At 66.9% G+C, this 22,164-nt stretch carries 21 protein-coding genes; 14 read left to right on the top strand and 7 right to left on the bottom strand.

Annotated elements, in window-relative coordinates:
• Positions 1 to 246: 246 nt before the first annotated feature.
• On the bottom strand, positions 247 to 1,359 hold the full coding sequence (locus ACW9UR_RS11145; RefSeq protein WP_458917036.1) for an S-(hydroxymethyl)glutathione dehydrogenase/class III alcohol dehydrogenase: 1,113 nt from the start codon (positions 1,357 to 1,359) through the stop codon (positions 247 to 249).
• Between the two features lie 146 nt (positions 1,360 to 1,505).
• On the opposite strand from ACW9UR_RS11145, the gene ACW9UR_RS11140 reads away from it, so the two are divergent.
• Positions 1,506 to 2,054: an EF-hand domain-containing protein gene (locus tag ACW9UR_RS11140; RefSeq protein ID WP_458917035.1), complete on the top strand. Its 549-nt coding sequence runs from the start codon at positions 1,506 to 1,508 to the stop codon at positions 2,052 to 2,054.
• A 77-nt stretch (positions 2,055 to 2,131) separates the two neighbouring features.
• Here the strand turns inward: ACW9UR_RS11140 and arfB are convergent, their stop codons facing one another.
• The 3 genes from arfB to pth form a co-directional block, all read right to left on the bottom strand.
• Positions 2,132 to 2,551, bottom strand: coding sequence for an alternative ribosome rescue aminoacyl-tRNA hydrolase ArfB (gene arfB, locus ACW9UR_RS11135; RefSeq protein WP_458917183.1), 420 nt, complete (start codon positions 2,549 to 2,551; stop codon positions 2,132 to 2,134).
• A 279-nt stretch (positions 2,552 to 2,830) separates the two neighbouring features.
• Entirely contained in the window at positions 2,831 to 3,454 is a 624-nt protein-coding gene (locus tag ACW9UR_RS11130) for a queuosine precursor transporter (protein ID WP_458917034.1), read from the bottom strand.
• A gap of 79 nt (positions 3,455 to 3,533) precedes the next feature.
• Entirely contained in the window at positions 3,534 to 4,226 is a 693-nt protein-coding gene (pth, locus tag ACW9UR_RS11125; protein ID WP_458917033.1) for an aminoacyl-tRNA hydrolase, read from the bottom strand.
• A 169-nt stretch (positions 4,227 to 4,395) separates the two neighbouring features.
• Between pth and ACW9UR_RS11120 the strand changes: the two genes are divergently transcribed.
• Positions 4,396 to 6,390, top strand: a complete 1,995-nt coding sequence (locus tag ACW9UR_RS11120; RefSeq protein WP_458917032.1) for an acyltransferase family protein — start codon at positions 4,396 to 4,398, stop codon at positions 6,388 to 6,390.
• 82 nt (positions 6,391 to 6,472) lie between these two features.
• Here the strand turns inward: ACW9UR_RS11120 and ACW9UR_RS11115 are convergent, their stop codons facing one another.
• The gene (locus tag ACW9UR_RS11115) at positions 6,473 to 7,114 is read right to left on the bottom strand and encodes a 50S ribosomal protein L25/general stress protein Ctc (protein WP_458917031.1); all 642 of its coding nucleotides are present in this window, start codon (positions 7,112 to 7,114) and stop codon (positions 6,473 to 6,475) included.
• A gap of 190 nt (positions 7,115 to 7,304) precedes the next feature.
• Here ACW9UR_RS11115 and ACW9UR_RS11110 point away from each other — a divergent pair, with 190 nt between their 5' ends.
• Positions 7,305 to 8,507 (top strand): alpha-hydroxy acid oxidase, encoded by a 1,203-nt coding sequence (locus ACW9UR_RS11110; RefSeq protein WP_458917030.1) that lies wholly within the window; start codon positions 7,305 to 7,307, stop codon positions 8,505 to 8,507.
• A 188-nt stretch (positions 8,508 to 8,695) separates the two neighbouring features.
• On the opposite strand, the gene trpA is transcribed toward ACW9UR_RS11110, so the two are convergent.
• Positions 8,696 to 9,487, bottom strand: a complete 792-nt coding sequence (gene trpA / locus ACW9UR_RS11105) for a tryptophan synthase subunit alpha (protein ID WP_458917029.1) — start codon at positions 9,485 to 9,487, stop codon at positions 8,696 to 8,698.
• A 152-nt stretch (positions 9,488 to 9,639) separates the two neighbouring features.
• Between trpA and ACW9UR_RS11100 the strand changes: the two genes are divergently transcribed.
• The 4 genes from ACW9UR_RS11100 (at position 9,640) to ligD (ending at position 14,229) form a co-directional block, all read left to right on the top strand.
• Positions 9,640 to 10,407 (top strand): class I SAM-dependent methyltransferase, encoded by a 768-nt coding sequence (locus ACW9UR_RS11100; protein ID WP_458917028.1) that lies wholly within the window; start codon positions 9,640 to 9,642, stop codon positions 10,405 to 10,407.
• Positions 10,408 to 10,469: 62 nt separating this feature from the next.
• Positions 10,470 to 11,567, top strand: a complete 1,098-nt coding sequence (gene ychF, locus ACW9UR_RS11095; RefSeq protein WP_458917027.1) for a redox-regulated ATPase YchF — start codon at positions 10,470 to 10,472, stop codon at positions 11,565 to 11,567.
• A gap of 130 nt (positions 11,568 to 11,697) precedes the next feature.
• A complete protein-coding gene (locus ACW9UR_RS11090; RefSeq protein ID WP_458917026.1) occupies positions 11,698 to 13,194 on the top strand; it encodes a hypothetical protein in 1,497 nt (498 codons plus the stop codon).
• Positions 13,195 to 13,317: 123 nt separating this feature from the next.
• Positions 13,318 to 14,229: a non-homologous end-joining DNA ligase gene (ligD, locus tag ACW9UR_RS11085; protein WP_458917025.1), complete on the top strand. Its 912-nt coding sequence runs from the start codon at positions 13,318 to 13,320 to the stop codon at positions 14,227 to 14,229.
• Between the two features lie 117 nt (positions 14,230 to 14,346).
• Here the strand turns inward: ligD and ACW9UR_RS11080 are convergent, their stop codons facing one another.
• Positions 14,347 to 14,601 (bottom strand): hypothetical protein, encoded by a 255-nt coding sequence (locus ACW9UR_RS11080; protein ID WP_458917024.1) that lies wholly within the window; start codon positions 14,599 to 14,601, stop codon positions 14,347 to 14,349.
• Positions 14,602 to 14,796: 195 nt separating this feature from the next.
• Between ACW9UR_RS11080 and ACW9UR_RS11075 the strand changes: the two genes are divergently transcribed.
• From ACW9UR_RS11075 to ACW9UR_RS11045, 7 genes are all read left to right on the top strand, one after another.
• Positions 14,797 to 16,461, top strand: coding sequence for an ABC transporter ATP-binding protein/permease (locus ACW9UR_RS11075; RefSeq protein WP_458917023.1), 1,665 nt, complete (start codon positions 14,797 to 14,799; stop codon positions 16,459 to 16,461).
• Entirely contained in the window at positions 16,458 to 18,065 is a 1,608-nt protein-coding gene (locus tag ACW9UR_RS11070; RefSeq protein WP_458917022.1) for an ATP-binding cassette domain-containing protein, read from the top strand. Before ACW9UR_RS11075 ends, ACW9UR_RS11070 begins: the two co-directional genes overlap by 4 nt.
• 104 nt (positions 18,066 to 18,169) lie before the next feature.
• Complete coding sequence (locus tag ACW9UR_RS11065; protein WP_458917021.1) at positions 18,170 to 19,783, top strand: cytochrome ubiquinol oxidase subunit I; 1,614 nt, start codon at positions 18,170 to 18,172, stop codon at positions 19,781 to 19,783.
• A gap of 4 nt (positions 19,784 to 19,787) precedes the next feature.
• Positions 19,788 to 20,951, top strand: coding sequence for a cytochrome d ubiquinol oxidase subunit II (gene cydB, locus ACW9UR_RS11060; RefSeq protein ID WP_458917020.1), 1,164 nt, complete (start codon positions 19,788 to 19,790; stop codon positions 20,949 to 20,951).
• A 15-nt stretch (positions 20,952 to 20,966) separates the two neighbouring features.
• Positions 20,967 to 21,107, top strand: a complete 141-nt coding sequence (cydX, locus tag ACW9UR_RS11055; RefSeq protein WP_458917019.1) for a cytochrome bd-I oxidase subunit CydX — start codon at positions 20,967 to 20,969, stop codon at positions 21,105 to 21,107.
• Positions 21,108 to 21,179: 72 nt separating this feature from the next.
• Positions 21,180 to 21,863 carry a Crp/Fnr family transcriptional regulator gene (locus ACW9UR_RS11050; RefSeq protein WP_458917018.1) on the top strand — a complete coding sequence of 228 codons (684 nt, stop codon included), beginning with the start codon at positions 21,180 to 21,182 and terminating at the stop codon, positions 21,861 to 21,863.
• Between the two features lie 84 nt (positions 21,864 to 21,947).
• Positions 21,948 to 22,157 (top strand): YgaP family membrane protein, encoded by a 210-nt coding sequence (locus ACW9UR_RS11045; RefSeq protein ID WP_458917017.1) that lies wholly within the window; start codon positions 21,948 to 21,950, stop codon positions 22,155 to 22,157.
• Positions 22,158 to 22,164: the final 7 nt, after the last annotated feature.

Here is a 22,164-nt window from a genome sequence, read left to right as displayed (position 1 = left end):
AAGGTTCGCATGTGGCAGTCGCGCCGCCGCCTCCGGCGGGGATATTTGTAGAACATGGAAGGCGGTAACGCGCTGTTAAGTAAACGCGGGCAATGCTGAGACTGCGGTACAGGCGGGGACGCCGATGACCGTGAACGTGGAAGGCGCCCCCGGCCATAGCGCCGCGGGGGGCCGACCGCGCCCCGCCTTCCATGTTCCGATAAATATCCCCGCCGGAGGCCCCCGTTTCAGCCCGCGCGGCGCAGATCAATAAAGTACCACCGATCGGATGCTCTCGCCCTTGTGCATCAGGTCGAAACCCTTGTTGATGTCCTCCAGCGGCATCGTGTGGGTGATCATCGGATCGATCTCGATCTTGCCCTGCATGTACCAGTCGACGATCTTCGGAACGTCGGTCCGGCCACGCGCGCCGCCGAAGGCGGTGCCTTTCCAGACCCGGCCCGTGACCAGCTGGAACGGGCGGGTCGAGATCTCGGCCCCTGCCGGCGCCACGCCGATGATGATGCTCTCGCCCCAGCCCTTGTGGGCCGACTCGAGCGCCGTGCGCATGACGTTGACGTTGCCGGTGGCGTCGAAGGTGTAATCCGCGCCGCCCTTGGTCAGGTTCACCAGGTAAGCCACCAGATCGCCTTCGACCTCTGCAGGGTTCACGAAATCGGTCATGCCGAAGCGTTCCGCCATCGGCTTCTTGTCGGCGTTCAGATCAACGCCGACGATCTGGTCCGCGCCCGCCAGCCGCAGGCCCTGGATCACGTTCAGCCCGATACCGCCAAGCCCGAAAACGATGGCGCGCGAACCGATCTCGACCTTGGCGGTGTTGATCACCGCGCCGATGCCCGTGGTCACGCCGCAGCCGATGTAGCAGATCTTGTCGAAGGGCGCGTCCTCGCGCACCTTGGCCAGCGCGATCTCGGGCACCACCGTGTGGTTGGCGAAGGTCGAGCAGCCCATGTAGTGGAAGATCGGATCGCCATCGAGCGTCCGGAACCGCGAGCTTCCGTCGGGCATCAGGCCCGCGCCTTGCGTCGAGCGGATCTTCTGGCAGAGGTTCGTCTTGGGGTTCAGGCAGTACTCGCACTCGCGGCATTCGGGGGTGTAGAGCGGGATCACGTGATCGCCCGGTTTCAGGCTGGTCACGCCCTCCCCGACCTCGACCACCACGCCTGCGCCCTCATGGCCCAGGATCGCGGGGAAAATGCCTTCCGGATCCGCGCCCGAGCGGGTGAATTCGTCTGTATGGCAGATGCCGGTGGCCTTGACCTCGACCAGGACTTCGCCGGCGCGGGGGCCGTCAAGCTCGACCTCGGTTATCTCGAGCGGGGCTCCTGCCTGGGTGGCGATGGCGGCACGGGTTCTCATGGCGGCTCTCCCTTTCCGGCGCGTCAGTTGCGGGCACCCTGCCGTGCCGGGCCGAGATTGGCAAGCGACGGAAACCCCGGCGGCCTCCGTAATACTCCATGCAAGCGGCGGGCAGTGCCGGCCGCGCAAACTGGAGGACAAGACCAATGAAGACCTATCGCAGCATCCTTGCCGTCACCGCTTCGGCCCTCGTGATCGCAACCGCCGGATTCGCGCTTGCGCAAGACCGCGACGGCCCGCGCGGCGGTGGCGAACGGATGGCGCACGCGGCGCAGGATGGCGGGCACCATGGCGGCCATCGCGGCGGCAAGGGCATGCGCGGCGATCGCGGCGCCATGATGATGGAGCGTTTCGCCGAGCAGTTCGACACCAACGGCGACGGCGACATCACCCAGGACGAGATCGACGCCGCCCGCGCCGCCCAACTGGCCGAGTTCGACGCCGACGGCGACGGATCGCTGAACCTGCAGGAGTACGAGGCCCTTTGGCTCGACGCCATGCGCGAGCGCATGGTGGACCGCTTCCAGGCCCATGACGACGACGGCGACGGCGCCGTGACCGTCGAGGAGTTCGGCGAGGAGTTCACCAACATCGTCGAGCGCCGCGACCGCAACGGCGACGGTGTGCTGAACGCCGATGACATGCAGCGCCGCGGGCCGATGAACCGCGGTGTGCAAGCCGCCCCCGCCGAGTAAGCCCTGCCGAGAAAGGCAGACCTATGGGCAGAAAACCTGAAGGGGGCCGTCCGCGGCCCCCTTCTTCGTGGCGGCCACTAGTCCGGATCGACCTTGCCGCGCAGGTCCTTTATGACGCCGCGCCGCGCCTTGGCCTCGAGCCTCCGACGTTTCGAGCCCAGCGTGGGCCGCGTCGGGATCCGCTTCTTGGGCCGCGTCAGCGATTTCTTCACCAACTCGGCCAGCCGGTCCCGCGCCTCTTCGCGGTTGCGCGCCTGACTACGGTGGGTGTCGACGAAGATCACCACCGCGCCCTCCTTGGTCCAGCGGCTGCCGGCCAGCCGGCGCAGCCGGGCCTTGGCATGCTGCGGCAGGCTGGGCGAACGCTCGGCCTCGAAGCGCAGCTCGACCGCCGTGGACACCTTGTTCACGTTCTGCCCGCCGGGCCCGGAAGAGCGCACGAACTGCTCGGTCAGTTCCCAGTCCTGGATCTCGATATCGTCATTGATGCGCAACATGGCCGTGAACATATCGCCGCCGCGGCAAAAAGAAACAGGCCGCGCACGGGGCGCGGCCTGTCATTGGCTTGAGTTTCGGAGGCAGGGCCTGGCAGGTCGTACCTTAAGCGGCGCGGCCAGAACTGCCGGAGCTGTCCGTCAGGACGACCACTCCCGCTTGAACCCGACACCTTGCTCCAAAATCTCAATCGACATTGGATCACCTCCTTTCAGCTGTTGCGGTTGCCTTCAGCCTTGCACAGGTGATCCGAATGTCAAAACGCTTTTTCGCGCGCCCCGTCAGACGGCCGCGGGACGCAGGCGAAGGACGACCGCGCGGAACGGGACCAGCGCCACCAGCGCCACGCCCAGTTTCACGAAATAGTCCGCGACCGCCAGCGAGACCCACAGCGGCGCGACCGGGCCCATGCCCAGCAGCGGCAGCGCCTCGTTCGCCCAGGACACGTCCTCGGCCGGGTTGATCGCCGTGTACTGCGCCGAAAACGCCAGCGAGAAGAACAGCGCCGTATCCACTGCCCCACCGATCACCGACGAGACCAGCGGCGCGGGCCACCAGGCCCCCTTGCGCAGGGCGGCGAAGATGCCGACGTCCATCATCTGCGCGACCAGGAAGGCCGTGCCCGAGGCGATGGCGACGCGGAAGCTGACCAGCGGGCCGAACTCGCCCGGGATCTGGCTGCCGATGATCGAACAGACGACGCCCACGGCGAACCCGACGAAGACCACCTTGCGCGCGGCGGCGGTGCCATACAGGCGGTTCATCAGGTCCGTCACCAGGAAGGCGAACGGATAGGTGAACGCACCCCAGGTCAGCCAGTCGCCCAGCAGGATCTGCACGAGGATGTTGGATAGTACGACGATCGCGGCCATTGCCGCGACGCCGGCCCAAAGGCCCTTGTTCATGGATTTGGTTTCCGTTTTTTAGAAGGTTGCGGAGACTTCAGGCGCGCCGATTACCGTAATCGCCCCGTTCCCGCAAGCTTTACCGGCGAAACTTGTCCGCCAACTTCTGCAGGGGCGAGCGGTCGTCCACCTCAGGCTCGGGCGTCTTGGGCTTGTCCGCCTTCGGTGAGGGCTTCGGCCCGGCTTTCGGCGCGGCGTTGCGGTCCTTGCCCATGCGCAGCGCGATAGCGTTTATGAACTTGCCGCTGTCGCCCGAAGCCAGCGCGGGCGCGCCGTCGGCCACGCCGCGCAGCAGATCGTCCAGCCAGTCCTGCTCGGCCTTGGCGAAATCGTTCAGCACGTAGTTCGAGACCAGCTTCTTGTCGCCCGGATGCCCGATCCCCAGCCGCACGCGGTGATACTCGGCGCCGAGGTGCTGGTGCATCGAGCGCAGCCCGTTGTGCCCGGCATGCCCGCCGCCAGTCTTCACCCGGACCTTGCCGGGGGCAAGGTCCAGCTCGTCATGGAACACGGTCACGTCTGACGGTTCCAGCTTGTAGAACCGCATTGCCTCGCCCACCGACTGGCCGGAAAGGTTCATGAAGGTCTCGGGTTTCAGCAGCAGCACCTTCTCGGTGCCCAGCCGCCCTTCGGCGACCTGCCCCTGGAACTTGGACCGCCAGGGCTGGAACCCGTGGGCCTCGGCGATGGCGTCGACGGCCATCCAACCGATATTGTGCCGCGTCCCGGCATATTTCGGCCCGGGATTGCCGAGCCCGGCGAAGATCAGCATGGTTTCCTCATCCGGATTTTGTGCGTGGGTATACAAGTTTGCGGCCGTCGCGCAATCTTCGAAGCGGTTGCGAGCCGGTCGCCCGACTGCAATCTTCGCCGGCAGGCGCGGCGTTCCGGCCGTGCGCCAGAGGGATACGCCGCCGCGGCGCGCGAGACGGGGAGCGTGATTGCAGTATCGGGCTGACATTGACGGGCTGCGCGCGGTGGCGGTTTTACCGGTGGTGCTGTTTCACGCGGGCTTTCCGGGGTTTTCCGGAGGCTACGTCGGCGTTGACGTCTTCTTCGTCATTTCTGGGTATCTCATCACCTCCCTGATACGCGAGGACGTGGCGGCGGGCCGTTTCACGCTCGCCAACTTCTACCGCCGGCGGGCGCGGCGGATACTGCCTGCACTGGCGGCGGTTGTCGCGTTCTCCCTGCTGGCGGGCTATTTCCTCTTGCTTCCCGGCGACTTCAACGAACTCGGATCGTCGGCACTCGCTACGGGACTGTTCCTGTCCAACGTCTATTTCCTGAACAGTCTGGACTACTTTGGCACCTCTGCCGAATTTGCGATCCTGCTCCACACTTGGTCCCTCGCGGTCGAAGAGCAGTTCTATATCTTCTACCCGCTGCTGCTGGTCGCGCTTCTGGGCCGGTATGGCCGCGCGGGCGCACTCTGGAGCATCGCGGGCCTCTCCGTGTTGTCGTTTCTGGCAGCAGTCGTGGCATTGCCTCGGATACCCGACTCGGTCTTCTACCTGATCTTCTTTCGCGCCTGGGAACTCGGGGCGGGCGCGTGCGTGGCCCTCGTCCGCGCTGGTCCGCCCCGACGCCGCCGGGTTCGGTTCTGGCTCGGGCTCGTGGGTCTGCTGGCGATCCTCCTGCCGGCGACGCTCTATGACGCGAGGACTCCGTTCCCTGGGCTGGCGGCGCTGCCGCCGGTCCTCGGAACCGCCGTCCTGATCTGGGCTGGCGGAAACGGCAAGCCGAGCGGCATTGTCACCCTTCTCTCCTGGCGCGCGTTTGTCTGGGTGGGTCTCATCTCCTACTCGCTCTACCTCTGGCATTGGCCGATCCTGGCCTTCCTCAGGAACGCCTACGGCGGCGTGTTCCTGCCCCTGACGGTCAAGCTTGCGGCAGTCGCCGCCGCGTTCGCGGCCGCATGGCTGTCCTACCGCTACATCGAAGCTCCGTTCCGGCACCGGGACCGTCCGGTGCGCAAGGCCGCCGCGCCGATGATCGCGACGGCCGGTGCGGTGGTCATGCTCGCCGGTGGCATGGTCTACCTGAGAACCTCGGGGGCGGCATTGCCGGACAAGGCGTCCGCCCTCGACATCATCGCCGCAGCCGAGGATCGCAACCCGCGCCGGGCCGAGTGCTTCGGCAAACTGCCCGAGGTCGGGCTCTGTCAGATCGGCGTCGCGGGCGAGACCGGTGCGCCGGTCGATTTCCTTTTCTGGGGCGACAGCCACGCCGCAGAGATGCTGCCGGGGATAGACCTTGCGGCCCGAAACGCGGGACGGCGCGGGCTCTTCGTCGGTCAGATCGCCTGCCCGCCGATTCCTGCTGTTCGGCGCCAACCGGCAGATCGCGATTGCTCGGCGATGAACCAGGCTGTGGCGCAGTTCCTCGCCGAACGAGACGATCTGGGCCTCGTCATACTGGCTGCGCGCTGGCCATTGTCCGTCGAAGGCGAGACTTACGGCGGCGAGGCCGAGCGGACGGTGGTTCTGGAATGGGCGGGCGACCCCAAACACGCCCCGGCTGCCGATGGCAATCCGGCGCTGGTGGAGGCCGGGCTGCTCGACCTCGCCGAGAGCTTGCGCCTTGCGGGGCGGGATGTCGTCTTGCTCGGGCCGACGCCGGAAGTCGGCTGGAACGTGCCGCGGGTCACGTTTCTGAACAGTCTGCTGGGCTGGCCGGAACTGGGAACCCTGAGCCGGTCGGACTACGACAGGCGGGCGGGGCGCTCCGAGGCAATCCTGGCACGCGTCGCGGCCTCCAACCCCAACGTCGAATATGTCTCGCTGGCCGACCTGTTCTGCGACCAGTACGCCTGCGCCCTCCACGACGAGCATGGTGTGCCGCTTTTCGTCGATGACGATCATATCAGCAGTATGACCGCTCGCCGGCTGCTTCCAGCGGTTGGGCCCAAGATTTGGGAAGGGCCAGAGGGCTGAACCGCCCCTTTGAGACCCGCAAAAGAAAATGCGCCGCCCAAGTATGGGCGGCGCATCATCGATTCTCGTGGTCTCAAAGACCTCAGCCCTCGGCGGGTGCTTCTTCCGCTTCGGCTTCGGCACCTTCGCCATCTTCATCGTCGTCGGCAGCAGCCAGGCCCGACGGAGCCGAGATGTTGGCGATCATGAAGTCGCGGTCGGTGATCATCGGGCGAGTGCCTTCCGGCAGATCGATCGCCGAGATGGTCAGCGTGTCGCCGATGTTCAGGCCAGCCAGGTTGGCGGTGACGCTCTCGGGGATGTTCCCGGCGGTCACTTTCAGCTCTACCTCGTTGCGCACGATGGTCAGCACGCCGCCCTTGCGCAGGCCGGGGCACTCGTCTTCGCCCACGAACTCGACCGGGATCAGCAGGTTGATGCGCGAGCGGGCGCTCAGGCGCAGGAAGTCGACGTGAGTCGGCAGGTCCTTCACGACGTCGCGCTGGACGTTGCGGCAGATGACCTTCTCTTCCTTGCCGTCAACCGAGATGGTCAGCAGCGTCGACAGGAACTTGCCCGCCTTCAGACGCTTGAACAGCTCGTTGTACTTGACGTTGATCGGCTGCGGATCGGTCCCGCCACCGTAGATCACACCGGGCACAAGGCCCTCACGACGTGCCGAGCGGGCGGCCCCCTTGCCTGTCCCCGCGCGCGCCGTGGCGTTGAGAACGTTGTTCTCGGCCATGGTCTTACCTCCAGAAATATGACGACGCGAGGCCCTCCAAGGGTGGAACCCTCGCGCGAAGGCTGCCTTTTACGCCATCTCCGCCGGATTGCAAGGCGGATTCGCCGCGCCCGCCGCTTCTTGCCTTCCCCCGCTGCCGGGCGCAGGATGCGCGCGTTTCAGAAAAAGGCCGGCCGGGAGGACGATGACCATGCCCGTCATCACATGCATCGAGGATCTGAGAAAGCTGGCCGAACGCCGCGTGCCCCGCGTGTTCTACGATTATGCCGACAGCGGCTCCTGGACCGAGCAGACCTACCGCGAGAATTCCTCGGATTTCAGCAAGATCCGGCTGCGCCAGCGAGTTGCCGTCAACATGGAGCGGCGCGATCTGGCGACCACGATGGCGGGGCAGGCGGCCTCGATGCCGGTGGCTCTGGCCCCGACCGGCCTGACCGGCATGCAACACGCCGACGGCGAGATCCTCGCCGCGCAGGCTGCCGAGGCGTTCGGCGTACCGTTCACCCTGTCCACCATGTCGATCTGCTCGATCGAGGATGTGGCGGCCGCGACCTCCAGCCCGTTCTGGTTCCAGCTTTACGTGATGCGCGACCGCGAGTTCGCAGCGAGCCTGCTGGACCGCGCCAAGGCGGCGGGCTGTTCGGCGCTGGTGCTGACGCTTGATCTTCAGGTGCTGGGGCAGCGGCACAAGGATCTGAAGAACGGCCTCGGTGCACCGCCCAAGCTGACGCTGGCCAATCTCGTGAACATGGCGATGAAACCGCGCTGGTGCCTCGGCATGGCGCAGACCAAGCGCCGGAGCTTCGGAAACATCGTCGGCCACGCCAAGGGGGTCGATGACATGGGCACGCTGGCGGAATGGACTGCTGCCCAGTTCGACCCGACGCTGACCTGGGACGATATCGACTGGATCCGCGACCACTGGGGCGGCAAGTTCATCGTGAAAGGCATTCTCGACCCCGAGGACGCCCGCATCGCCGCCGACAAGGGCGCGGACGCGATCGTCGTCTCGAACCACGGCGGGCGGCAGCTCGATGGCGCGATGTCCTCGCTGACGGTGCTGCCGCAGATCGTCGACGCGGTGGGCGACCGGACCGAGGTGCATATCGACGGCGGGATCCGCTCGGGGCAGGACGTGCTGAAGGCCGTCGCAATGGGCGCGCGGGGCACCTATATCGGCCGCGCCTTCCTCTACGGGCTGGGCGCGATGGGCCGCGAGGGCGTGACCCGCACGCTAGAAGTCATCCGCCGCGAGCTGGAACTGACCCTCGCCCTGTGCGGCCGGAACGACGTTCACGACCTCGACCTGTCGAACCTGATCTTCGAGCACCAGGTCCCGGCGCCGCTGGGCCCGATGCAGTGGCAGCCACACGGCAAACTGGCCGCCGAGTAGGCATGAAAACGGGGGTTTTCATCGTGAAAACCCCCTTAAGCCCATGATATTTAAGTTGAAAACTTCCTGAAAACTTCGTTAACGCGCCACGGCGCCACTTTCGGGGCCCGAAATCCGGGCGCGCGCCCGCCTTCCACTTTCCGAAAAATATCCCCGCCGGAGGCCCCCCGCCAGCCCAGCGCGCGGCCTCAGCCCTTGTGGGCGCCGTCGGCCAGTGTCCTGACAAATGCCAGCACCTCGGCCGGGGATTTTCCCGCTGCCAGTTCCTGCACGATGGCCGATCCGACGACGGCGCCATCGGCGACCGAGGCCAGTTCCTGCGCCGCCTCGGGCGTGCGGATGCCGAAGCCCACGCAGACCGGAAGGTCGCTGGCGGCCTTGATCCGGGCGATCTCGGGGCCGACCTTGGCGGCGTTCGCCGCCGCCGCGCCGGTGATCCCGGTGATCGAGACGTAATAGACGAAGCCCGAGCTGTTCTGCAGCACCTTGGGCAGGCGCTTGTCGTCGGTGGTCGGCGTCGCCAGCCGGATGAAGTTCAGCCCGGCTTTCGCGGCGGGCAGGCACAGCTCGTCATCCTCTTCGGGCGGCAGGTCGACGATGATCAGCCCGTCGATCCCGGCTTCTTTCGCTTCCACCAGGAAGGTCTCGACGCCCATCGAGTAGATCGGGTTGTAATAGCCCATCAGCACGATCGGGGTGCTGTCGTCCTGCTCGCGGAAGGCGCGGGCCAGATCGAGCGTCTTCTTCAGGGTCATTCCGGCTTCGAGGGCACGGCTGGCCGCCAGCTGGATCGCCGGCCCGTCGGCCATCGGGTCGGTGAACGGAAGGCCCAGTTCGATGATGTCGACCCCGGCGGCGGGCAGGCCGCGCACGACTTCCAGCGAGGTCTCGTAATCCGGATCGCCCGCCATGACATAGGCGACGAAGGCCTTGCGCCCGTCGCGTTTCAGCTCGGCGAAACGTGCCTCGATCCTGCTCATGCCCGGCCCTCTTGGTTGGAACCTTGGCGGTTTGCGGCATGACGCGCGGAAAATCAAGGTGGCGATGGGCCTCGCGTGGTCCGCACGGCTTGCCCGAGCGCGGATTGCGGCTAGGCTGCGCGCGGAATGGAAAGGCTTTTGGGGGGCTGGCGATGACTGGCGGGCACGTTTCGATCAACCGCGACTACTGGAACAGCTATGCCGGGCACTGGGTCGCCCCCGGCGAACGGCTGTGGGCCGCGCCCGCGCCGGAATGGGGTTTCTGGGGATGCCCCGAGACCGAGCTGGAGATGCTGCCCGCCGACATGACCGGTATGCGCACGATCGAACTGGGCTGCGGAACGGGCTATGTCTCGGGCTGGATGGCGAAGCGCGGCGCGTCGGCGACCGGCATCGACGTGTCGGCCGAGCAGTTGTCGACCGCGCGGCGGCTGGCCTCCGAGCATGGCGTGGACATCACTTTCATCGAGGACAACGCCGAGACGGTGCCGCTGCAGGACGGGGCGTTCGACTTCGCGATCTCGGAATACGGCGCGGCGATCTGGTGTGACCCGGACCTGTGGATCCCCGAGGCGCACAGGCTGCTGGCCCCCGGCGGGCGGCTGGTGTTCATGGCCAATCACCCGCTGGCCTATGTCGGCACGCCGCCGAATGGCGATGCGGTCGAGCCGGTGTTCCACCGGCCCTATCGTGGCATGAACAGCGTCGACTGGACCGACGCGCTGGTCGAGCCCGGCGGGGTGGAGTTCAACCGCACCATCGGCGACTGGTTCGCCCTGTTCCGCCGCATCGGCTTCGAGGTCGAGGACTACCGCGAGGTCTATGCCCCCGACGATGCGACCGGCGTGACCTTCGCGGTCCCGGCGGACTGGGGCAAGCAGTACCCGGCCGAGCAGGTCTGGAAGCTGCGCAAGCGGTGAGCGCTCTTGCCCTTGTCGCTAGCTGCCCTTAGGTAGGCGCGTCAGTTTCCGGGAGACGTAGCATGGGTTTCAAGATGGGTATCGTCGGCCTGCCGAACGTCGGCAAGTCGACCCTGTTCAACGCGCTGACGCGGACCGCCGCGGCGCAGGCCGCGAACTTCCCCTTCTGCACCATCGAGCCGAACGTCGGCGAGGTCGCGGTGCCCGATCCGCGTCTCGACAAGCTGGCCCAGATCGCCAAGTCGCAGCAGATCATTCCGGCGCGCATGACCTTCGTGGACATCGCGGGCCTCGTGAAGGGTGCCAGCAAGGGCGAGGGTCTGGGCAACCAGTTTCTGGCCAACATCCGCGAGTGCGACGCCATCGCCCATGTCCTGCGCTGTTTCGAGGATGACGACATCACCCATGTCGACGGTCGGGTGGACCCGATCGCAGATGCCGACGTGATCGAGACCGAGCTGATGCTTGCCGACCTGGAAAGCATCGAGAAGCGCATGGCCGGGCTGGTCCGCAAGATCAAGGGCGGCGACAAGGAGGCCGTACAGGCCCAGTCGCTGCTGGAGCGTGCCAAGGCCGCCATCGAAAGCGGTCAGCCCGCGCGCACGGTCGAGGTCTCGGACGAGGAGCGGAAGGCCTGGAACATGCTCCAGCTGCTGAGCGCGAAGCCGGTGCTTTACGTCTGCAACGTCGAGGAGGCCAGCGCGTCGGAGGGCAACGACAAGTCCGCTGCCGTCGCGAAGATGGCCGAGGAACAGGGCGCCGGGACGGTCGTGATCTCGGCCGCCATCGAAGAAGAGATCGCCCAGCTCGACGACGAGGAGCGGCGCGAGTTCCTGGACGAGATGGGGCTTGAGCGCGCGGGGCTCGACCGGTTGATCGAGGCGGGTTACGCACTGCTGGGCCTTGCCACATACTTCACCGCCGGCCCGAAAGAAGCCCGCGCCTGGACCATCCCGCAGGGCGCCACCGCGCCGCAAGCCGCAGGCGTGATCCACGGCGATTTCGAGCGCGGCTTCATCCGGGCCGAGACGATCGCGTTCGGCGATTATGTCGCCAACGGCGGCGAGTCCGGCGCCCGCGAGGCCGGCAAATTGCGCGCCGAGGGCAAGTCATATGTCGTCAAGGACGGCGACGTGATGCACTTCCTGTTCAACACCTGACGGGCGCGAATTGAGGATTCGTTAATCTTCAATTCGACGGAGATTTAAGGTGACCGAAAGCTTCGGTTAGGCCGGGCTTCAGTCTTGGCGCGGACGATCAGACCCACAACCAACAGGTCGTGGGGGCATCGTGTCGATCGTGGAGTTCGGGTTCGTCCTGACCGCTGACAGCAGCGCGCCGATGATGGGCGTGGCGGATGTCGAGTATGTCTCGACCGACGGGGGCGACTTCCTGTTCGTCGGCTCCGGGCTGACCGGGGCCATCGTTTCCTACCGGATCGCGCCGGGTGCATTTCCCGAACTCGCCTCGGTGCTGAAACCGGAGGATGCCTTCGGGACCGAGGGGTTGAGCGACCTGGTCCAGGTTGGTTTGGACGGGTCGCAGCATCTCCTGCCTCTCGGCCGATATGGCGATAGTTTCGCGCTCTATGACGTCGATGAGGCCGGGGCTCTTGTCGAGCTTGCCGTTTTGACCGGCGACCCGATCTTTGAACGCGGACTGACGGGCGAGACCGTCACCATAGATGGTCGGACATACCTCTACACATCCAGGTTCGGTGCGGGAGGATTCGACGAGTACCGGGTGTTCAACAACGGGGCATTCAAGTTCAAGGGCACGGTTCACGACACGCCCTGGCGGGTGCTGGGTGACGTGACAGCGCTCCATGTAACGTCGCTGCACGGTATCGACATGTTCTTTGCTGCCTCAGCGCTGGATGGCGGGATGCATTCCCACCTGCTCGGCACTTGGGGAGCCACCTCGCTAGTGGATCGCTTCATTCCTTACGTCGGTGATCAGTTCGCTGCGCCTCAGGACATCGAGTCGGCACAGATTGCCGAACGGGCGTTCGTCTTGATGGCCTCGGCACAGTCGGACACGATTTCTGTGGTGCGGGTCTCTCAGGCCGGAATGATGAAGCTCGTCGACGAGGAGGAGGATACGCTGCACACCCGGTTTGAGGGCGTGCACGAGATCGAGGTGTTCGAGGCGGGCGGACGGGTCTTCGTTGTCGCCGCCGGCTCGGACGATGGCATTACCTTGTTCGAGCTGAACTATCGCGGGCGGCTGGTGCACCTGGAATCGGTGCGGGACGAGTTCTTCACGACGCTCGCCGATGTGTCGTCGCTGGAGGTGGTCGTCGACGGTGAGACCGCGCATATCTACGCCGGGTCTAGCGCCGAGCATGGGGTCACGGAACTCATCGTGGATCTTTCGCGCTCGGGCGAGGTCGTGCACGGTGGCCCGGTGCCCGAGGTGCTGCACGGAACACGAGGCGACGATGTGATCTGGGGCATGGGCCGGTCGGACGAGCTGTTCGGCGGCGCCGGTGCCGACAGGCTGGTGGATGGCCGCGGTCGCGACCAGCTGACCGGCGGGCCCGGCCCGGACGTGTTCGAGTTCATCCCCGACGGTCGTACCGACTGGATCCTGGACTTCGAGCCTGGGGTCGACCTGATCGATCTGAGCAACTTCGACCGGGTCGATCATCCCGACAGCGTGTTCCTCGGCGACCGGATCAACGGCGCGGTGATCATCGTGGGCGAGGATATTATCCGCCTGACCAACCCCGAGGGCGGACGTTGGTACCTTGAGGACTTCAAGGACGACATGTTCATCTTCGGCTGAGCGTGTGCCGTCGCATCCGATGGCTGCCGACCGAAGGGCTCGCCGAAGGAGCTGGTCAGGCCTAAGGTTGGCACAGGGCAAAGCCGGCGCTTCGCGGCGGCTGGCGGCCCGGGGGAGGTCGAGATGGTGACGACCGACGGCCTGACGCTGCAAGGCGTGCGGATCTCGAACGCGGGGCGGGTGGTGTTCCCGAGGGCCGGGTGCACAAAGGGCGATGTCGCGCGTTACTATGATGCGGTCGGCGGGCGCATGCTTTGGGGAATGGCCCGTCGGCCAGTGTCGCTGCTGCGCTGCCCCGAGGGGATCGACGGCGCCTGCTTCTTTCAAAAGCACGCGGGCAAGGGATTCCCGGCCGAGGTGGGACGCGTTGCGATCGAGGAGGAATCTGGCACCACGGCAGACTACCTGATGATCGACAGGCCCGAGGGGCTGCTCGCCGCGGCGCAGATGGGGGCGATCGAATTTCACGTCTGGCCCGCCCGCATCGACCGACTGGATCGCCCGGACCGGTTGGTGCTTGACCTCGATCCGGACGAGGGGCTGACGTTCGCTGAAGTGCAGGCGGCGGCGCAGGAGATCGGGGATTTTCTGGCGGAGATCGGGATCGAAACCCGGCCGCTGCTTACCGGCGGAAAGGGCGTGCATCTAATCGCTCCGCTGCGGCGGACCGTCAGCTGGGACAGGCTGAAGTCCTTCGCGAGGACCGTTGCGCAAGGCTTCGCCGAGGATCAGCCGGAGCGGTTCGTCGCGACGATGTCCAAGGCTCGTCGCAAGGGGCGGATCTTCATCGACTGGCTGCGGAACGAGCGTGGCGCGACGGCGGTTGCGCCCTGGTCCGTGCGGGCGCGCCCCGGGGCTCCGGTTGCGGTTCCGGTCGGCTGGGACGAACTTGCGATGCTGAAAGCCCCAAACGGGTTCGACATGAACGCTGCTAAAAAGCGGGCGGCTGTCGCAGACCCGCATGAGGGTCTGGCCGCACAAACGCTGACCGTGACCATTGTGGAGGCGTTAAACGACAGGTTCTCGAAACAATGAGCTTTAATCCGGACGGAGCCGGTAAATGGTTGTTTCAAGGAGATGCGTAGCCCGGGCGCTCCCCACAGCGCCCGTGCGCTCCGGGCGAACCGGCCGAGCCGGTCCGCCCGGATGACCTCAGTTCATCCCGAGGATGTCCTTGATCGAGTGCTCAAGAGTATCGGTGTTGCCGCTCGCGGCCTGCTCCGACTCGAGCAGTGCCTGGATCTGGGCCAGCTGCTCGGGCGTGACATCATCCGGCAGCGTGATGTTGACGCAGCACGACGCGATGTCGTTCTGCACCTGGTTGATCTGAGCCGGCGACGCAGCCTGGCCAAGCGCGAAAGTGAACGACACGCAAGTGATGGCCGTAGCGAGCGCGATGGTCTTCATGATGGTATTCCCCCTGGTAATTTAGGGCCGGCCCAACGTGGATCGGCTTGAGAAGCTTACATGATTCGTTGATTTGCTGGAAAAATTTTTACACCTGCGTCACTTGGACACTTTCCATCGCCGATTTACCGCTGCGGCGATTGGCCCTTCGGGCGCGATTGCGCAGCCGCGCGGACCTCTGCAGGAATAGCCCTCGTGACCCATCAGGAACCTCCTTCACGCGCGGTCGCTCGGGCGCGCGCACGGGCGCGGATCTTCGATCCGGTGGCGCCGGTTCTGCGCCGCGCGGGCGCGGTATCGCTCGCCTCTGGCGTGTTGTGGCCGGTACAGGCGGCGGCGCTCGCCTGGGCGGTGGATGGGTGGGTGTCCGGCGCCTGGGCGGAGCGGACCATTTGGGCCGCGCTCGGCTTCCTGCTGGCCGCGGCGCTGCGGGCTGCGCTGGAGCACCGCGCCGGGGCGTTGTTGTTCGAGGCCGCCGACCGGACCATCGCGCGGGAGCGTGCAGCCCTTCTGGCGCGGGCGGCACGCAGTCCGGGACCCGATGGGTCGGCGGCGATGGCCGCGCTCATGGTGCAGAAACTGCCGATGCTCCAGCCCTGGATCACGCGCTATCACGTCGCGATGCTCCGGGCCTCGGTCCTGCCGCTGCTGCTGCTGGCGCTGGCGTTCTGGCACTCCTGGGCCGTGGGGCTGGTTTTGCTGGTCGCCGGGCCGCTGATCCCGGTGTTCATGGCGCTGGTCGGCATGGCCGCCGAGGACGCCTCGCGCCGGCAACTGGACGAGATTGGCGGCATGAACGCGATGCTGATGGAACGGCTGAGCGCCCTGCCAGACATCCGCCTTCTGGGCGCCGGAGAGCGCGCTGCCGGGGATTTCGCGGCGCGGGCCGAGGCGCTCAGGCAGCGGACGATGGCCGTGCTGCGCATCGCCTTCCTGTCCTCGACCGTGCTGGAGCTGTTCGCCGCCATCGGTGTCGCGATGGTCGCGGTCTTCGTCGGGTTTTCGCTGCTGGGCGAGCTGAATTTCGGCACCTGGGGGCAGCCGATGACGCTGGCCTCGGGGCTGTTCCTGCTGCTGATCGCACCGGAGTATTTCCAGCCCTTGCGCGATCTGGCCGCCGCCTGGCACGACCGGGCGGCGGGCTTTTCCGTGGTCGCGGAACTGGACGCGCTGGACGCCGCGCCCGGGGCGCGCTTGCTGGGCGACGGCGCTGCCGCGAGGCCGTTGCCGGGGCCCTTGTCGGTGCGGCTGACGGAGGCGGTGGCGGACCTGCCGGGCGGGCTTCGTCTGCCGGAGTTGCGGTTGCGCGCGGGCGAAGCCGTGGCACTGACCGGGCCGAGCGGGGCGGGAAAGACGACCGCGCTGCAGGTCATCGCTGGGTTGGTGCCGCTGGCCGAAGGGCAGGTCGAGGTCTGTGGCGTACCTTTGAGTGCTGGAAACGCGGATGCGTGGCGGGCGCGGCTTGCGGTTCTGCCGCAGCGGCCGCATTTCCCGGACCGGCGGCTGGCGGACTGGCTGGATCCGCGTGGCACCGGGGACGACCCCTGGCCGGCGCTGGGGCTGGCCGGGGCCGCGCATGTGGTCGAGGCTTTGCCGGAGGGGCTCGAAACCCGGCTGGGCGAGACCGGCAGCGGTGTTTCCGGTGGCGAGGCGCGGCGGCTCATGATCGCCCGCGCGGTCATGGCCGGTGGCGATCTGCTGCTGGCGGACGAGCCGACGGCGGACCTTGATGCCGACACCGCGCGGGCCGTCATCGAGGCATTGGCACGGCTGCGCGCCGAAGGCCGGACGCTGCTGGTCGCGACGCACGATCCGGCGTTGATCGCCGCCATGGACCGCGCGGTGGAGGTCGGCGCATGACCCCGCTGCTGCGCATCCTTCGGCTGCTGCTGAGCGCTTCACCCTGGGCGATGGCGCGGGGCGCGGCGCTGACCGTCGTGGTGCTGCTGATGGGTGCGGCGCTGCTGGGCCTGTCGGGCTGGTTCATCACCGCGACGGCGCTGGCCGGTGCGGCGGGCGTGGGCATCGCCTTCGACGTGTTCCGGCCTTCGGCGGGCGTTCGGATGCTGGCGCTGGGCCGGACCGCCGCGCGCTATGGCGAGCGGGTGCTGACCCATGACGCGACCCTACGGGCGCTTGCGGTGCTGCGTGTCGACCTGCTGCGGCGGCTGGTACGCCGCGACGCGCGTGAAATGGAGCGGCTGCGCAGCGAGGCGGCGCTGACGCGGATCGTCTCGGACGTGGATGCGCTCGACGGGCTGGTGCTGCGGCTGGCGCTTCCCGCGGGGGCCGCGCTGCTGACCTTCGGCGTGGCGTTCTTCATGCTGGCCTGGCTTGTCGGCTGGCCGATGGGGTGGACGGTGGTGTTGGGCTTCGTTCCGGCCTCGGTTCTGGTGCTGGCATGGCTGGGGGTGCGCAGCCGCGACTCCTCGGCGCGGGCTGAGGCCGAGGCGCAGGCGCTGGGCCGGGGCGTGATCGACATGGTCCGCGACCGCGAGGCGCTGATCGTCGCGGGGGCGCTGCCCGCGCGCGAGGCGGAACTGGCAGCGACCGAGGCGCGGGCTCGTGCGGCGGCGCGGGCGCTGGACCGGCAGGAGCGGGTCGCGTCGGCCGCGCTGGCACTGGTGATCGCGGTAGCGGTGGCGCTGGCGCTGCTGGTCGGGGGCGGGATGGTGGCCGGCGGCGAAGCTGGACCGGCGGCGGCGGCGATTGGCTTTTTTGTCGCGCTGGCGCTGGCCGAGGCGGTGCTGCCGCTGCGCCGAGGCGTGGCGGAACTGGGCCGGATGAGCGCGGCCGCGCGGCGGGTGGCTGGGGGCGGACCCGAGAGGGTTCCCGGCTCGGTCCAGGTGCTGGCGGAAGGTACGGCTGTCGAGGTGCCCGGGCTGCTCTCGCTGGCCGCTGGCGAGACCGTGGCGCTGACGGGACCAAGCGGGGTCGGCAAGACGACACTTCTAATGCAGTTGGCGGGGTTGCTGCCCGCGCCGCAGGGAGTGCGGGTGCTGGGCCATGCGCCCGGTGACTGGGACGAGGCGGCCCTGCGCGACCTGCTGGCGATGGTGCCGCAGCGCAGTGCGCTGCTGGCCGGAACCGTGCGCGACAATCTGGCGCTGGCCGGGCCCGCAGAGGATGCGGCGATGTGGCAGGCGCTGCGCGCGGTGGCGCTGGAGGCCGCTATCGAGGCGCGGGGCGGGCTGGACTCGCGGCTTGGCGAGGGCGGCTCGGGCCTGTCCGGCGGGCAGACCCGGCGGCTGTGCCTGGCCCGTGCGCTGCTGCGCAAGCCATTGATATTGCTGTTAGACGAGCCGACCGAAGGGCTCGATGAGGCAACCGCGTGCCGGGTCCTTCATGGCATTCGGCAGGAACTGCCGCGGGCGGCGATACTGGCAGCGCTGCACCGGGGCGCCGAGCACGCGGTATTCGACCGGAGCGTTGCCCTGTCTTCGGCGGCACCCGGCCCTGTGTGACCATGTCACCGTGACTCACCCCACACCGCCGCCATGGGTGCTACCGTGAAATCGCGCGCGAGTCGGCGGGGGATCGGCTTGCGCATTGAACCAGGAGATTTCGGATGGAGCTCGACGTCGTCGAACTGTCTCGCCTGCAATTTGCGATGACAGCGATGTATCATTTCCTTTTCGTGCCATTGACGCTGGGGCTGTCCGTCGTCGTGGCCATCATGGAGACCGTTTACGTCATGACCGGCCGCCCGATCTGGCGGCAGATGACCAAGTTCTGGGGCACGCTCTTCGGCATCAACTTCGTGCTGGGCGTGGCCACGGGCATCACGATGGAATTCCAGTTCGGCATGAACTGGTCCTACTACAGCCACTATGTCGGCGACGTGTTCGGCGCGCCGCTGGCGATCGAGGGCCTGATGGCCTTCTTCCTCGAAGCCACCTTCGTCGGCCTGTTCTTCTTCGGCTGGGACAGGCTCTCCAAGGTACAGCACATGGTGGTGGCCTGGCTGGTCGCCATCGGCTCGAACTTCTCGGCGCTGTGGATCCTGATCGCCAACGGCTGGATGCAGAACCCGGTGGGGGCCGCGTTCAACCCCGACACCATGCGGATGGAGATGACCAGTTTCTACGAGGTCATGTTCAACGAGGTGGCGCAGGCCAAGTTCGTGCACACGGTATCCGCCGGGTATGTCACGGCGGCGGTGTTCGTGCTGGGCGTCTCGTCCTGGTACATGCTGAAGGGCCGTCACGTGGAACTGGCGAGGCGGTCCATCGCCGTGGCTGCGTCCTTCGGTCTCGCCTCGGCGCTGTCGGTCGTGGTTCTGGGCGACGAGTCGGGCTACTCTGCGACCCACAGCCAGAAGATGAAGCTGGCCGCCATCGAGGGCATGTGGGAGACCGAGCCGGCCCCGGCCTCGTTCACCGCCTTCGGCTTTCCCGACACCGAGGCGCGCGAGACGCATTACGCGATCCACGTTCCCTATGTCATGGGGTTGATCGGTACCCGCTCGCTGACCACGGAAATTCCCGGGATCAACGATCTGGAGGCCGAGGCCGAAGATCGCATCCGCTCGGGGATCATCGCCTATGACGCGCTGATGACCATCCGCGAGCAGCGGGACGAGACCCCGCTGGAGGTGCGCCAAACCTTCGAGGCGCATGGCGGCGACCTGGGCTACGCCTTTCTGCTGAAGCGCTATCTCGACGATCCGCGCGACGCCTCGGACGAGCAGATCGTTCAGGCCGCATGGGATACGGTGCCGACGGTCTGGCCGCTGTTCTGGTCGTTCCGGATCATGGTCGGGCTCGGGTTCCTGTTCATCGCGGTGATGGCCTATTTCTTCTGGCTGTCGAGCTTCCGGCGGGGCGAGTACCCGCGCTGGGCGCTGCGGCTGGCTGTGGTCATCATCCCCGCGCCCTGGATCGCCGCCGAGATGGGCTGGTTCGTGGCCGAGTACGGCCGCCAGCCGTGGACCGTGGACGGCGTGCTGCCAACGGCGATGTCGGTCAGTCACCTCAGCGTGGGGGACCTGCTGCTGACGTTGGCGGGCTTCGTCGCCTTCTACACCGTGCTCTTCGTCATCGAGATGGCGCTGATGCTGAAGTACATCCGCAAGGGTCCGTCCGAGGACGTGGACGCGACCGAGACCTGGATGCAGCGCCACGAGCAGCGGCTGACCGCCCGGCGCGGCATGCCCGAAGCCGAATACACCCCGGCGGAGTGAGATCATGATCCTTTACGAATTCATCGACTATGACGTGCTTCGCGTGATCTGGTGGACCCTGCTGGGCGTGCTGCTGATCGGGTTCGCGATGACTGACGGGTTCGACATGGGTGTCGGCGCGCTGCTGCCCTTCGTCGCAAGGACGGATGTCGAGCGACGGGTGGTCATCAACACCGTCGGCCCCGTGTGGGAGGGAAACCAGGTCTGGTTCATCCTCGGAGGCGGCGCGATCTTCGCCGCCTGGCCTCCGCTCTACGCGGTCAGCTTCTCGGGGTTCTACCTGGCGATGTTCGCCATCCTCGCAGCGCTGATCCTGCGGCCCGTAGGCTTCAAGTACCGGTCGAAACGCGAGGGTGAACGCTGGCGGCGGAACTGGGACTGGGCGCTATTCGTCGGCGGCGCGGTGCCGGCGCTTATCTTCGGCGTCGCGGTCGGCAACGTGCTGCTAGGTGTGCCGTTCCGGCTGACCCCGGACCTGTTCTCGATCTACGAGGGCTCGTTCTACGGCAAGTTCCTCGGCCTGCTGCGGCCCTTCGCGCTGCTGACTGGGCTGGTCTCACTCGCGATGCTGGTCACCCATGGCGCGGCCTGGCTGTCGCTGAAGACCGAGGGCGTCATCGCCGAGCGGGCGCGGGCGATCGGCACGCGGACCGGGCTCGTGACCATGACGGGCTATGCTCTGGCCGGGCTTTGGCTTGCGGTCGGGATCGACGGCTACACGCTGGTCGGCGACGTGACCCCCGACGGGCCGTCGAACCCGCTCTACCACGAGGTGGTGCGCGGTGGGACCTGGCTGGCCGCCTATGCCGAGCGGCCATGGATCGCCATCGCCCCGGTGTTGGGATTCCTGGGGATGGGCATGGCGGTGCGCGGGCTGCGCGAGGGGGGCGAAGTCTCGACCTTGCTGTGGTCGCAGCTGGGGATCTTCGGCGCGATCTCGTCTGTGGGGCTGACCATGTTCCCGTTCATCCTGCCGTCGAACGTCGACCCTGTCAGCTCGCTGACGGTTTGGGATAGTTCGTCCTCGCACCAGACGCTGTTCGTCATGCTGGTCGCGACGGTGATCTTCCTGCCGCTGATCCTGCTTTACACCGCCTGGGTCTACAAGGTGCTGTGGGGCAAGGTCACCGAGGACGACGTCACCGCCAACAGCGGCACGCTTTACTGAAGGAGGATCTGACAGATGTGGTATTTCGCCTGGATCCTGGGACTGCCCCTGGCCGCGATGTTCGCCGTGGTCAACGCCATGTGGCTGGAAATGCAGCGCGATCGCGAGATGATCGAGCGGGGCGACGAGGCGGACGATCCAAGCCGCCGCGCCTGACCGCGGGGACTTTATGAGTTGCCGGGGGCGGTCTAGGATCGCCCCCGGTTATTGTCGTTGCGGGGACTACCGATGAGCACCACGACCTCCGAGAGCTGGATCGACCGCTTCCAGGGCCTGTCCAAGCTGCCTCCCGACCTGCGGCGGGAGCTGATCGACGGCAGCCAGATCGTCGAGGTGCCCGCCGGCACCCAGGTTTTCGCGCCGGGCCAGTCTGCAGACAATCTGCTGCTGCTGCTCGAGGGCACCGTGCGCGTGCAGCAGCAGTCCGACACCGGGCGCGAGGTGTTTCTCTACCGGGTGCACGCGGGGGAAAGCTGCGTGCTGACCACCGCCTGCATGCTGGCGTTCGAGGATTACTCGGCCGACGGCGTCGCCGAGACCGACGTGCGCGCCGTGGCGATCCCGCGCGCCACCTTCGACGCGATGGCCGGCAAGTCCGCTGAGTTCCGGCAGTTCATCTTCAAGGCCTATTCGCGCCGGATCACCGATCTTTTCACGCTGATCGACGATATCGTCTTCCAGCGCATGGACGTGCGCCTGGCCGCGCGCCTGCTGGAGCTTGCCGACAAGGACGACGTGGTGCACGCCACCCACCAGTTCCTGAGCACCGAGCTGGGCACCGCGCGCGAGGTGATCTCGCGCACGCTCGCGGAATTCCACCGCCGCGGCTGGGTCGAACAGGCCCGGGGCGAGATCCGTCTGGTCGGTCGCACCGGACTGGAACGGCTGGCACGCTCGGCCGGAGAGAGGTGATTTCCGGTTAGGTGACCAAGTCACCGTCGGTTCCGGACCCCATGTGAGAAAAGACCGTCATCGCTGATTCCCGAGGAGGAAAAGATGACGACGAACATGGGTAAACTGGACCGCGTGATCCGCCTGATCGTGGCGGCTCTTCTGGTCGTTGCCGCCTTCGGCTCCGGCATCGCCGCCGCGGGCATCCTGCATTGGCTGGCTCTTGCCGTGGCGGCGGTCTTTACCGTCACCGCGCTGATCGGCAACTGCCCGCTCTACTCGATCATCGGCATCAAGACCTGCAGCGCCAAGTAAGCGCCGC

The sequence above is a fragment of the Halovulum sp. GXIMD14794 genome (assembly GCF_054457455.1).
Note: the sequence above shows the minus strand (reverse complement) of the source record. Positions and strands in the feature narration are given on the sequence as shown.